Raw genomic sequence first — 12,379 nt, forward strand, 5'->3', positions numbered from 1 at the left:
GAGCATTAATATTTTTGAAAGGTTGTGGATAACATGGCTTTAACAGCCGGTATCGTAGGTTTACCAAATGTCGGTAAGTCAACATTATTTAACGCAATTACAAAAGCAGGTGCACTTGCAGCGAACTATCCATTTGCAACAATTGATCCTAATGTTGGGATTGTAGAAGTTCCAGACGCACGTTTAGATAAATTAACTGAATTAGTAGAACCAAAGAAAACAGTTCCAACTGCATTTGAATTCACAGATATTGCTGGTATTGTAAAAGGTGCTAGTAAAGGTGAAGGTCTAGGTAACAAATTCTTAGCACATATTCGCGAAGTAGATGCAATTACTCAAGTTGTGCGTTGTTTTGAAGATGAAAATATTACGCATGTTGATGGTAAAGTAGATCCGATTAGCGATATTGAGGTTATTAACTTAGAATTAATTCTTGCTGACTTAGAATCAGTAGATAAACGCTATGCAAAAGTGGAAAAATTGGCTCGACAAAAAGATAAAGAGGCAATGATTGAAGCACCTATTCTTGAAAAGATTAAAGAAGCATTTGCCGAAGAAAAACCAGCTCGTTCTGTTGAATTATCTGATGATGAAAAGAAAGTAATTAAAGGATTAAACTTATTAACAATTAAACCAATGCTTTATGTAGCAAATGTATCAGAAGATGAAGTTGCTGATGCAGAAAACAACAAATACGTACAAGCTGTACGTGAATATGCAGCAGCTGAAGGGGCAGAAGTAATTGTTGTTTGCGCAAAAATTGAAGAGGAAATTGCTGAGTTAGATGATGAAGAAAAAGCAATGTTCTTAGAAGAACTTGGCATCCAAGAATCTGGTTTAGATCAATTAATCCGAGCTGCATACAGTCTACTTGGATTAGCTACTTATTTCACAGCAGGGGTACAAGAAGTAAGAGCATGGACATTCCGTAAAGGTATGAAAGCCCCACAATGTGCAGGAGTTATTCACTCTGATTTCGAGCGAGGTTTTATTCGTGCAGAAACAGTATCTTATGAAGATTTAATGGAATATGGATCAATGAACAGTGCGAAAGAAGCAGGGCGAGTTCGTCTAGAAGGTAAAGATTATGTCGTTCAAGATGGCGATATCATGTTATTCCGTTTTAATGTTTAATTTTCAACAATGTAAAGGAGGCAGTCCAATAGTGGGCTGCCTTTTTAGTCCTTATAAATATATAACTTAGGGAAATTAGGATCATCTTTGACCAAATATGCCTTTGGATATTTTCGAAGTTTAGCATACATGATAAAATCTCCAATTGCTCCTGCTATTAACCATGCTCCTAGTAAAATCAATAATTTACGATTTACTATAAAGCCAATTATTGTAGGGATTACGCCCGTTAACCAAAATGGGAGTAACAATGCTTTTTTCATGGCTTTATTTGATAATTTTTCAGAAGTTGTTGCATATGCAACGCCGAGTTTTAAATTGAGGCCATATTTTAGACTGCTAACTGGTGCTTTTCCAAAAATAACAAACCCTAATAAATGACAACACTCATGGAAGATAATCAGTAGGATATAGAGAAAAATAAATAATAGGCTATTGAAAAGCAACTCTTTTATCGTTATATGAAATGTTATATGCTGATGAATTAATATATTTATAAAAAGCAATATGATCATTAAAAAGATTGTCCAAAATAGATTTTGCAAAGCTACTTTTTGAGTATCTAATTCAATAATTTCAATTGGTTCTGACTCTTTTTCCATATAATCACCTCTTTTTAGGAATTTCTTAGATAGTTAGTGTATAACATGATGAACGGACGAACCTCCTCGTCTGTTGAAATATGGTCTCTTCTAGTGTTTTGTTAGCTTCGTCAAGGAGTCTAGTAGTAATACATAAATCATAAGTACTTAGTAAAGTTAGTTGCTTATTAATGTATATTATGATACAATTCGTTGATGTGAGTAGTAAAAATTACTAACTCCTTGCCAACTGTTTAACTTTTGGCCAAAGTCCATAAGGAGGTGCTTATAAAATGAGAGCATACGAATTAATGTATATTGTTCGTCCAAACATCGAAGAAGAAGCTAAAAAAGCTTTAGTTGAACGTTTCAACGAAATCTTAACTTCTAACGGTGCTGAAATCATCGAATCAAAAGAATGGGGCAAACGCCGCCTTGCTTACGAAATCGAAGACTTCCGCGAAGGTTTCTACCAAATCGTGAAAGTAAATGCTGATTCAAAAGCAATCGATGAATATACTCGTCTTGCAAATATCAACGAAGATATCATTCGTCATATTGCAGTTCGCGAAGAAGAAAAATAATTTAAATTTGAATTTTAACAAAATGCAGATAAAGGAGGTTGCATTCTGATGATTAACCGTGTCGTACTAGTTGGAAGATTAACTAAAGACCCTGAACTTCGCTACACACCAAGTGGCGTAGCAGTAGCTCGTTTTACACTAGCTGTCAATAGAACATTTTCTAACCAACAAGGTGAGAGACAAGCGGACTTTATTAATTGCGTTGTTTGGCGTAAACAAGCTGAAAACACGGCTAACTTCTTACGTAAAGGGAGTTTAGCAGGTGTTGAAGGACGTATCCAAACAGGTAGTTATGAAGGACAAGATGGTAAACGTGTTTACACAACTGAAGTTGTTGCAGATAGCGTACAGTTCTTAGAACCACGTGGAGCAGCAGGTGACCGTCCACAACAATTTGGTGGACAACCGTCATATAACAATGACCAATCATATGGTGCACCACAACAAGGTAACTATCAACAACCATCTTATCAACAGAATCAATCACCTAGTCAGCAAAATTATACGCGTGTAGATGAAGATCCATTTGCACCTGTTAGCAATGGTGGAGGGAAAGTCGACGTAACAGAAGACGATCTACCATTCTAAGCAAATGACTTATTGCACGTCATATATGAATTATTAAACGAGGAGGGAAACTACAAATGGCACCACGTAGAGGAGGCCGCAAACGCCGTAAAGTTTGCTATTTCACTGCTAATAACATCAAACACATCGATTATAAAGATGTTGATTTATTAAAAAAATTCATCTCTGAACGCGGAAAAATTCTTCCACGCCGTGTGACTGGTACAAGCGCAAAATACCAACGTAAACTTACATCAGCTATCAAAATGGCTCGTGTAATGGCTTTACTACCATTCACTGCAGATGATAAATAGTCATCTTTTAAAAAAGGACCAGCATAATGCTGGTCCTTTTTTTATAGGATCAACCAATTTCATAAGTTAAGCTTGAGATGAAGAACTTAGCACCTATCCAAAGTGTAGAATAATCGTATTTTTAACTTAGTAAAGTTTTGAGTCCGCTTGCGAAACCTTTTTTTCGAAAAGTTCAACTCATAATCATTTAATCCAATAGCAGTATGCTTTTTGTTCGATAACATGAAACATGGTACAATAATAAGATGAAATGATAGATTTTCTTTACGAAAAGGAAGGTTTTAAATGCCGGAAAATCAGACGCGAAGAATTACGCACGGCGCCATGATGGTTGCATTGTTTACAATAATATTAGCCATTTCATTATATGTACCTGTGGTAAGTATTGTAACAATCTGGTTTATCTCTTTACCAATAGCTTGGTATAGTGCAAAATACAGTCGTAGTTCTTCGGTATTCGTTGCAATCGTTAGTATCGTCGTATCACTTTTAATCGGAGGTCTTTTATCTCTACTATTCGCAATTCCGTTTACAATGGCTGGATTTGCTATAGGAGATGCAATACGGACAAAGAAAAGTAAACTATTTTTATTTATGTCGACAGCATTTACTGTTTTGATTTCCTTTACATTGATGTATTTGATTGCGCTTAAATTTTTTAATATGGATTTTCTGAAGAAAATAATAACCCGTATTCGTGAAAGTTATGAACAATCAAACGAAATAGTACAATCAATGTCAGGGCAAGTACCTATTTCACCTGAGAAATTAGACATTATATTAAATACAATACAAGTGCTAATGCCGACTATAGTAACGCTATTTGTTGTTAGTATGGCATTTATCATTATCTCAGCAAATTTACCGTTATTGCGCCGCTTTGGTTTAGAAGTTCCTAAGTTTTCCCCATTTAGAGATTTACAATTACCACGTGCAACATTGTGGTATTATCTTGTGGTATTATCACTGAGTTTATTTGTAAAACCTGATGCAGGAACTTTTATTTATATGGTTGTACTAAATTTATCTTCAATTTTAAGTATATTATTTTTGGTACAGGGTATTTCGTTGATTCATTTTTATATGTATCAACAAGGTTGGCCAAAGTGGACAGCAGTTGTTGGTACTATTTTAGCCTTTCCACTAAGCTCGTTCGTCACATTACTTGGCATTGCCGATTTAGGATTCAATATCCGAGGGCTTATTAGTGGCATGACAAGAAAATAGGAGTTGAGATTTATGGGTACTCTTTTTAGAAAACGACCAATACGATATCCTCTTTTAATCCTGTCATTGCTAGGAATAGCAGGCATTGTTATATGTGCGATGTGGAATATAGTAACAGGTATCGTATATGGTATTGTCCTTGTACTAGTATTGATATTAGCTTGGAAAGCTGAATCTGACACATATAAAGAGACTGAGAAGCATATAGAGATGCTTTCTTACCGATTAAAAAAGGTAGGAGAGGAAGCATTACTGGAAATGCCAATTGGTATCGTGTTGATTGATGAGCAGTTTTTAATTCAATGGACAAATCCCTACATGCTACGGATATTAGGAACCGATTCACTGATTGGTGAAGAAATTTTTTCTTTATCAGAAGATTTATATAATCTTATTAAACATGAAGAATCAAATGAGCTAAACATTACATTAAAAGATCGTAAATATCGGGCATTTTATAAACCAGAAGAGAAGTTACTTTACTTCTTTGATATTACAGAGCAAGTCGAGATTGAAGCACTTTACCATGATGACCGTACAGTAATTGCTATTCTCTTCGTCGATAACTATGATGAAATTACACAAGGAATGGACGACCAAACGCGTAGTCAGACTAATTCACTTGTAACATCACTTGTTAATAATTGGAGTTCAACAAACGGTATATACTTAAAACGTACCGATTCAGACCGGTTTATCGCTGTAATGAACGAATCCATTTTGCAAGAATTGGAAAAGAAAAGATTCTCAATACTTGATGATATTCGAGAAATTACAGCTCAGCAAAATCTATCATTAACATTAAGTATAGGGGTTGGAGCTGGTTCACAATCTTTGCTTGAGTTAGGAGAGCTTGCACAATCCAGTTTAGATCTAGTTCTTGGACGTGGTGGTGACCAAGTAGCAATTAAACAACCTAATGGTAAGGTGAAATTCTATGGTGGTAAAACGAATCCTGTCGAGAAACGTACAAGGGTACGAGCACGTGTTATTTCACATGCCTTACGAGATTTAATCCAGGATAGTGATCAAATCTTTGTAATGGGTCATAAAATGCCTGATATGGATGCTATAGGTGCTGCCATTGGTGTTCGCAAAATGGCAGATATGAATGGAATTGATGGCTACGTAGTTGTAGATTTCAATAATATTGATAATAGTATTAGTCGTTTAATGCAAGTGGTGAAAGAAAAATCTGATTTATTTAATCGCTTTATTACACCAGAAGCTGCATTAGATAAGATTACAGACAAATCATTACTAGTTATAGTAGATACGCATAAGCCAAGTATGACAATAGAAGCAAGGTTACTTAATAAGTCGGATAAAGTTGTAGTTATTGATCATCATCGTCGTGGAGAGGAATTTGTTAAAAATCCAATGCTTGTATATATGGAACCATATGCCTCTTCTACTGCTGAATTAGTAACCGAACTATTAGAATATCAACCAAAAAATGATAAAATAACAATGCTAGAAGCAACGGCTTTATTAGCAGGTATTATAGTTGATACAAAGAGCTTCACGTTACGGACAGGCGCAAGAACATTTGAAGCAGCATCTTATTTACGGACTAATGGGGCGGATACGGTACTTGTGCAACGCCTTTTGAAAGAGGATATTAATACGTATATTGAACGTTCTAAAATCGTCCAAACTGCTGAATTTGTTCATAATGGTATTGCTATTGCACGTGGTGATAACGATAAAATATATAACTCTGTATTAATTGCTCAAACTGCAGATATTTTACTGACAATGAAAGATATCTCAGCATCTTTCGTTGTAGCTCATCGTAATGATGGAACGGTTGGTATTAGTGCAAGATCATTAGGTGAGATAAATGTCCAACTGGTTATGGAGGAATTAGGTGGAGGAGGCCATTTAACAAATGCCGCCTGCCAATTAGAACTCCAAACGATTGATGAAGCAATTGAAAAGTTAAAAATCGCAATAGATGATGTATTAGAAGGGAGTACTGAATCATGAAAGTAATATTTTTGAAAGATGTTAAAGGGCAAGGTAAAAAAGGTGAAACGAAAGAGGTTTCAGATGGCTATGCTCGTAATGTATTATTAAAACAAAAAAGTGCAGTAGAAGCAACGGCTGCTGAATTAGCAAAGTTAAAGGCACAAAACAAACGTGCTGCTGCTGATGCTGAAAAAGAATTAGAAGATGCGAAAGCATTAAAAGAAACATTAGAAGGTTTAACTGTAGAGCTGAAGGCGAAACCAGGAAAAGATGGTCGTCTATTTGGTTCAATTACTTCTAAACAAATAGTAGAACAATTACAAAAAGATCATGATATTAAAATTGATAAACGTAAAATGGAACTAAAAGAAGCTATTCGTACATTGGGTGTTACAAAAGTACCTGTAAAGCTTCATCATGAAGTAACTGCTACATTGAAAGTACATGTTGCAGAACAAGCATAAGGAGAGACGCTTATGAACGATCCACAATTGGACCGCGTTCCGCCTCACAACCAAGAAGCTGAACAATCTGTCATAGGGGCTATATTCCTTGAACCACAAGCATTGATTACAGCTTCAGAAATACTAATTCCTGAAGACTTTTATCGTTCTGCACATCAGAAAATTTTCTCAACTATGTTGCGCTTAAGTGACCAAGGTAAGGCAATCGATATTGTAACAGTTACTGAAGAGTTGTCCACTCACAACGAATTAGAAGATGTAGGTGGTATATCTTATATTACTGAAATTGCGAATGCTGTACCAACAGCAGCTAACGTAGGATATTACGCTCAAATTGTTTCAGAAAAAGCTGTGCTACGTCGTTTAATTAGAGTTGCAACAAAAATAGTAGAAGATGGCTATACGCGGGAAGACGAAGTAGATGCATTATTATCTGAAGCAGAGCGTAGAGTCATGGAAGTGGCGAATCGAAAAAATGCCGGTGATTTTAAGCATGTAAAGGATGTTCTTGTTGAGACATATGCCAATGTTGAACATTTACAAAATCGCAAGGGGGATATTACTGGTATTCCGACAGGTTTCCGTGATCTGGATCGTTTAACTGCAGGTTTCCAGCGTGGTGACTTAATTATTGTGGCAGCTAGACCATCAGTTGGGAAAACAGCTTTTGCGTTGAATGTAGCACAAGCTGTTGGTACACAAACTACGGAAAATGTAGCGATTTTCTCGCTTGAAATGGGTGCTGAGCAACTCGTAATGCGTATGCTTTGTGCAGAAGGGAATATCGATGCACAAGTTTTACGTACAGGTGCTTTAAATTCTGAAGATTGGCGTAAACTAACGATGGCAACAGGAACATTGTCTCGAGCTGGAATTTACATTGATGATTCTGCAGGTGTTCGAGTAAGTGAAATTCGGGCAAAATGTCGTCGTTTAAAACAAGAACATGGTCTTGGCATGATATTAATTGACTACTTGCAACTTATTCAAGGTAGTGGATTGGCAGGGCAAAACAGACAACAAGAAGTGTCCGAAATATCACGTTCTCTAAAGGCATTAGCTCGTGAATTAGAAGTGCCTGTCATTGCGCTATCTCAATTATCTCGTGGTGTTGAACAGCGTCAAGATAAACGGCCAATGATGAGTGACCTTCGTGAGTCAGGAAGTATTGAGCAAGATGCAGATATTGTCGCATTCTTATACCGTGAAGATTATTATGATAAAGAAACTGAAGATGCTAATACCATTGAAATTATTGTGGCTAAGCAACGTAATGGCCCAACAGATACAGTAAAGTTAGCGTTTAAAAAAGAGTTCAATAAATTTGTTAGTGTTGACTGGAGTGCAGAGGCGCCAGCGGGTGGTTATTAACAATAAAACACGAACATTGATGTCTGACATATATCATACGTTCGTGTTTTTTAATGTTTTTTATTGACTATAGAAGTTTTCGTTGTTACAATAAGTCTGTTTGAATCAGGACACAATGGTAGTGTCTGACGGAGGTGCTGATCATGACATCAGTTGTAGTAGTAGGAACACAGTGGGGAGACGAAGGTAAAGGTAAAATTACTGACTTCTTATCTAAAAAGGCAGATGCAATCGCCCGCTATTCTGGTGGCGATAATGCAGGACATACAATTCAATTTGAAGGCGAAACATATAAATTACACTTAATCCCTTCAGGTATTTTTTATAAAGACAAAAGCTCAGTAATGGGTAATGGTATGGTGATCAATCCTAAATCACTTGTTGAAGAATTAAAAGGGTTACAAGAACGTGGCATCAATACAGATAACTTACGTATTTCAAATCGTGCACAAGTTATCCTTCCTTATCATGTATACCAAGATAAAGTGGACGAAGAATCTCGCGGTGATAAAAAAATTGGTACAACATGTAAAGGAATCGGACCTTGCTACACAGATAAAGTTCAACGTATTGGTATCCGTATTGCAGATCTTTTAGACAAAGAGGTATTTGAAGAAAAGTTACGCTCAAATCTAACTGTTAAAAACCGCTTATTCGAGAAATTCTATGAAGTAGAACCTTTAAAATTTGAAGACATCTTTGAAGAATATTATGGCTATGGACAAGAAATTGCTAAATACGTAACAGATACTTCTAAAGTATTAAATGATGTTTTAGATGAAGGTGGTAAAGTATTATTTGAAGGCGCCCAAGGTATATTACTTGATGTTGACCATGGTACTTACCCATATGTTACTTCATCTAACCCAGTAGCTGGTGGTGTAGCAACTGGTGCTGGTGTAGGACCTTCTCAAGTTACCCGCGTAATTGGTGTAAGTAAAGCTTATACTTCACGTGTTGGTGATGGTCCATTCCCAACTGAATTATTTGATGAAGTAGGTCATCAAATTCGTGAAGTTGGCCGTGAATATGGTACAACTACTGGCCGTCCTCGTCGTGTTGGTTGGTTTGACTCAGTTGTTGTACGTCATTCTCGCCGTGTATCAGGTATTACAGATTTAGCTCTAAACTCAATTGACGTATTAACAGGTCTTGATACTGTTAAAATCTGTACTGCATATGATTACAATGGCGAAATCATTACTGAATATCCTGCAAACCTTCACATTATTGAAGGCTGTAAACCAATTTATGAAGAACTTCCTGGTTGGACAGAAGATATTACAGGATGCAAAACACTTGATGAATTACCAGAAAATGCACGTAACTACGTAAAACGCGTTAGTGAATTAACAGGTATCCGTATTGCAACATTCTCAGTAGGTCCAGACCGCGAACAAACAAATGTATTAGTAGATGTTTGGGAACAAGCTTAATCAAAACTTATTTTGAAGGGCAGTTAGCAGAAGCTAGCTGCTCTTTTATATGTATTAATGTATAATAAAGGATAAAATGGGTAAATGGGGGGGTAAATGTGAAGCGAAAAGTATTCTATAGTGTACTTACTGTCATTATTGCGAGCTTTTTTCTTAATAATTGGTATGCAAATAACAAGAAGATGGGGCTACCAATTGTAATACCATCTTATATTTCAACTTTAGCCGATGATAGTATGGAAATTACATTGTACTATGTGAAAGATCGTCATGATAAACGTACCCTTCAGAAGATAACATTTGGAGATACTGATACAGCAGTTGAAGGAGATACCAGTCATTTTTTTGAAGAAAATACATCGAAATTACATACCATTGATACTTTTAACTATCAAACACTAAATAGAGCAAGTTTTCATATATCGGCAGGTGAAATAGCGGATATTTATAAAAAGGACATATTAGCAAAGGATATTCAAGTTATATTATCTGATGGTACAAAGATACCGGCTAATATAAAACATTTTGAAATTTTAAAGACAAAAAAGGAAGAAAAGCTATCATTTATATCATCTGGAGGTTCTTCTGATGGAACAGGATATACAAAGTTTAAGGCAAAACAGAATATGAATCTTACACTAATCAATATGCCCAAAGAGTTAAAGAAGTATTATGACGTGCAAGTGATGAAGTCCAATCAAAGAGTAGATCTACCGATCAAGTTGAACAAAGGGGAAACATTAAGTATTAATACAAAAATAAAAGGAAATATACCCTTTAGTTATGATGCCATTATCCCTTTACTATCAGATAAAGATAGGGTTGGATTTATCTCTCTACTAAATAATTCAACTATTTCAGAGAAGGATATAGAAAATTTGGTGAAGGAGTATGGTCGATGAATAAAGGATTTCACTATTTATTTATCGGTTTTTTGTTGATTCTTGTGGACCTGCGTTTCATTATTGATGTTTTACCAGATGCTTTGGGCTATTTTTTTATAAGTAAGGGAATTACTAAAACTGCACAATCACATAAACATTATGGTAAATTATACTTTGCAACATGCATTTTAATAATAGTAGCAATACCATTTGATTTATATATTAACATTACCAGTAATCTTCTGAATTACTTAATGTTTACTTTTCGCGTGATTTGGGTTGTATATTTGTATTATTTATTATCGATCCTTTATTCACATTTAGTAAAAGAAGATTATCTGTACTTAGCAGCATCATTAAAAAGTTTATCAAATAAAGTACCAATTATTTTACTAATATCGTTATTTATTTCATTATTTCTTATGAATATTCCACAAAATTGGGCTCGAATTTTGGGTATTTTTATTGCTGTTGTGGAAGCTACTACTAGCGTATGGATGATTGTTGAATTTTATAGATTAAGTAAAACAAATGAAAGGGAACAGGTAATTTCTAAATAACAGAAATTACCTGTTTTTTTAATGAATGTCCTTCTTTTTAAATCGTCCGCCCCTTACTTCAGCAATATTGCCAATTGCTAAGAAAGCATTGGCGTCTAGCTCTCCTACGATAGTGGTTAACTTCGATTCTTCTAAACGTGTAATGACTGTAAAAATAACCTTTTTTGAATCACCCGTATAGGCACCTTCCCCAGTTAAATACGTAACCCCACGTCCTAAACGATCAATAATAGCTCTTCCAATCTCATTGTATTCGTCGCTAATAATATAAACTGCTTTGGATTCGTCTAAACCTTGAATGACGATATCAATCATTTTATAAGCAATAAAATAGGCTAACCCTGAATACATTGCTTGTTCCCAAGTAAAGATGAAACCCGCGATTGTGAAAATAATGAGGTTAAAAAACATGATTATTTCACCAACAGAAAATGGCAATTTCTTGTTAAATAAAATTGCTAATATTTCTGTGCCATCAAGTGAACCACCATATCGAATAACAAGTCCTATACCTATACCCAAAACGATACCTCCAAATACAGTAGATAATAATAAGTCATTAGTAAACGGTTCAAATTGATGTAAAACAATAGTGAAAGTTGATAAGGTGGTAATGCCAAGAGCAGTTGATAAGGCAAAAGTTTTTCCAATTTGCTTATAACCGAGGAAAATAAACGGAATGTTTAAGAGGAAAATAAATATCCCAAGGGGTAAATCAGTTAGATGAGAAATAATGATGGAAATTCCAACAATTCCACCGTCTAGAATTTTGTTTGGAACTAAAAATAGCTCAAGGCCAATAGCCATAATACAGGCACCAAGCATGACCATTACGATCCTCTGAAACAATTTCTTTTTGGATAGCTTATTCCGTACTTTATTTACTGTCATTGGTGCGGAAAGCATTGTTTCCGTATTGGACCTGTTCGAATCAATCATAGAATCTCCCCAATCTTCTTAAAGATTTGTTATATTTATATTTTATTTGAAAATTTAGGAATAAAGAAGTAAAAACGTATAGTTTCTTTTAAAATAAAACCATGTTAAAAAAATAGAAAATGTTTAAAAGGACTGTATGCATTTTCAAGGATTTATCGACTCTAGCGTTGTAACGAACAAAATTACGTTCCATCTGCGTATATTTTTTATGCATTATGAAATTGTTTCGATAAAATATGGACCTTTTTTACTGCTACAATAGGAAATCCTGCTGGTTGACTTTATGTTAAACTTAAATAGAATACTCTTTTTACTGTCGATTAATAGCGAATTATTGCCCAGGAAAT

At 35.1% G+C, this 12,379-nt stretch carries 13 protein-coding genes; 11 read left to right on the forward strand and 2 right to left on the reverse strand.

Annotated elements, in window-relative coordinates; all coding sequences use genetic code 11:
- Positions 1-33 precede the first annotated feature (33 nt).
- Positions 34-1,134 carry a redox-regulated ATPase YchF gene (gene ychF / locus CEF14_RS14205; protein WP_102693437.1) on the forward strand — a complete coding sequence of 367 codons (1,101 nt, stop codon included), beginning with the start codon at positions 34-36 and terminating at the stop codon, positions 1,132-1,134.
- Positions 1,135-1,178: 44 nt separating this feature from the next.
- Here the strand turns inward: ychF and CEF14_RS14210 are convergent, their stop codons facing one another.
- Positions 1,179-1,736, reverse strand: a complete 558-nt coding sequence (locus CEF14_RS14210; RefSeq protein ID WP_102693438.1) for a DUF3267 domain-containing protein — start codon at positions 1,734-1,736, stop codon at positions 1,179-1,181.
- Between the two features lie 272 nt (positions 1,737-2,008).
- Here CEF14_RS14210 and rpsF point away from each other — a divergent pair, with 272 nt between their 5' ends.
- The 10 genes from rpsF to CEF14_RS14260 all read left to right on the forward strand — a co-directional run bounded on the left by rpsF (position 2,009) and on the right by CEF14_RS14260 (position 11,093).
- Positions 2,009-2,299, forward strand: a complete 291-nt coding sequence (gene rpsF / locus CEF14_RS14215; RefSeq protein ID WP_102693439.1) for a 30S ribosomal protein S6 — start codon at positions 2,009-2,011, stop codon at positions 2,297-2,299.
- A 48-nt stretch (positions 2,300-2,347) separates the two neighbouring features.
- The gene (gene ssb, locus CEF14_RS14220) at positions 2,348-2,887 is read left to right on the forward strand and encodes a single-stranded DNA-binding protein (protein ID WP_102693440.1); all 540 of its coding nucleotides are present in this window, start codon (positions 2,348-2,350) and stop codon (positions 2,885-2,887) included.
- A 56-nt stretch (positions 2,888-2,943) separates the two neighbouring features.
- Positions 2,944-3,180, forward strand: a complete 237-nt coding sequence (gene rpsR, locus CEF14_RS14225) for a 30S ribosomal protein S18 (protein WP_102693441.1) — start codon at positions 2,944-2,946, stop codon at positions 3,178-3,180.
- Between the two features lie 285 nt (positions 3,181-3,465).
- Positions 3,466-4,407 carry a YybS family protein gene (locus tag CEF14_RS14230; protein ID WP_102693442.1) on the forward strand — a complete coding sequence of 314 codons (942 nt, stop codon included), beginning with the start codon at positions 3,466-3,468 and terminating at the stop codon, positions 4,405-4,407.
- A gap of 12 nt (positions 4,408-4,419) precedes the next feature.
- A complete protein-coding gene (locus CEF14_RS14235) occupies positions 4,420-6,396 on the forward strand; it encodes a DHH family phosphoesterase (protein ID WP_102693443.1) in 1,977 nt (658 codons plus the stop codon).
- On the forward strand, positions 6,393-6,842 hold the full coding sequence (gene rplI / locus CEF14_RS14240) for a 50S ribosomal protein L9 (protein WP_102693444.1): 450 nt from the start codon (positions 6,393-6,395) through the stop codon (positions 6,840-6,842). Before CEF14_RS14235 ends, rplI begins: the two co-directional genes overlap by 4 nt.
- Positions 6,843-6,854: 12 nt before the next feature.
- Complete coding sequence (gene dnaB, locus CEF14_RS14245; RefSeq protein WP_102693445.1) at positions 6,855-8,213, forward strand: replicative DNA helicase; 1,359 nt, start codon at positions 6,855-6,857, stop codon at positions 8,211-8,213.
- A gap of 143 nt (positions 8,214-8,356) precedes the next feature.
- A complete protein-coding gene (locus tag CEF14_RS14250; protein WP_102693446.1) occupies positions 8,357-9,649 on the forward strand; it encodes an adenylosuccinate synthase in 1,293 nt (430 codons plus the stop codon).
- Between the two features lie 98 nt (positions 9,650-9,747).
- Positions 9,748-10,551 carry a hypothetical protein gene (locus CEF14_RS14255; protein ID WP_102693447.1) on the forward strand — a complete coding sequence of 268 codons (804 nt, stop codon included), beginning with the start codon at positions 9,748-9,750 and terminating at the stop codon, positions 10,549-10,551.
- Positions 10,548-11,093 carry a hypothetical protein gene (locus CEF14_RS14260; RefSeq protein ID WP_102693448.1) on the forward strand — a complete coding sequence of 182 codons (546 nt, stop codon included), beginning with the start codon at positions 10,548-10,550 and terminating at the stop codon, positions 11,091-11,093. The genes CEF14_RS14255 and CEF14_RS14260 overlap by 4 nt, the downstream gene beginning before the upstream one ends.
- A gap of 18 nt (positions 11,094-11,111) precedes the next feature.
- On the opposite strand, the gene CEF14_RS14265 is transcribed toward CEF14_RS14260, so the two are convergent.
- Positions 11,112-11,999 (reverse strand): YitT family protein, encoded by an 888-nt coding sequence (locus CEF14_RS14265; RefSeq protein WP_407690476.1) that lies wholly within the window; start codon positions 11,997-11,999, stop codon positions 11,112-11,114.
- Between the last annotated feature and the right edge of the window lie 380 nt (positions 12,000-12,379).

The organism is Rummeliibacillus pycnus (assembly GCF_002884495.1).
In the GTDB taxonomy this organism is placed as follows: domain Bacteria; phylum Bacillota; class Bacilli; order Bacillales_A; family Planococcaceae; genus Rummeliibacillus; species Rummeliibacillus pycnus.

Excerpts from the sequence above, each read along its gene's own strand:
- rplI (WP_102693444.1), top strand. The coding sequence starts at position 6,393 with ATGAAAGTAATATTTTTGAAAGATGTTAAAGGGCAAGGTAAAAAAGGT.
- CEF14_RS14265 (WP_407690476.1), bottom strand. The coding sequence starts at position 11,999 with ATGCTTTCCGCACCAATGACAGTAAATAAAGTACGGAATAAGCTATCC.
- CEF14_RS14230 (WP_102693442.1), top strand. The coding sequence starts at position 3,466 with ATGCCGGAAAATCAGACGCGAAGAATTACGCACGGCGCCATGATGGTT.
- CEF14_RS14210 (WP_102693438.1), bottom strand. The coding sequence starts at position 1,736 with ATGGAAAAAGAGTCAGAACCAATTGAAATTATTGAATTAGATACTCAA.
- CEF14_RS14260 (WP_102693448.1), top strand. The coding sequence starts at position 10,548 with ATGAATAAAGGATTTCACTATTTATTTATCGGTTTTTTGTTGATTCTT.
- CEF14_RS14250 (WP_102693446.1), top strand. The coding sequence starts at position 8,357 with ATGACATCAGTTGTAGTAGTAGGAACACAGTGGGGAGACGAAGGTAAA.
- dnaB (WP_102693445.1), top strand. The coding sequence starts at position 6,855 with ATGAACGATCCACAATTGGACCGCGTTCCGCCTCACAACCAAGAAGCT.
- ychF (WP_102693437.1), top strand. The coding sequence starts at position 34 with ATGGCTTTAACAGCCGGTATCGTAGGTTTACCAAATGTCGGTAAGTCA.
- rpsF (WP_102693439.1), top strand. The coding sequence starts at position 2,009 with ATGAGAGCATACGAATTAATGTATATTGTTCGTCCAAACATCGAAGAA.
- ssb (WP_102693440.1), top strand. The coding sequence starts at position 2,348 with ATGATTAACCGTGTCGTACTAGTTGGAAGATTAACTAAAGACCCTGAA.
- rpsR (WP_102693441.1), top strand. The coding sequence starts at position 2,944 with ATGGCACCACGTAGAGGAGGCCGCAAACGCCGTAAAGTTTGCTATTTC.
- CEF14_RS14235 (WP_102693443.1), top strand. The coding sequence starts at position 4,420 with ATGGGTACTCTTTTTAGAAAACGACCAATACGATATCCTCTTTTAATC.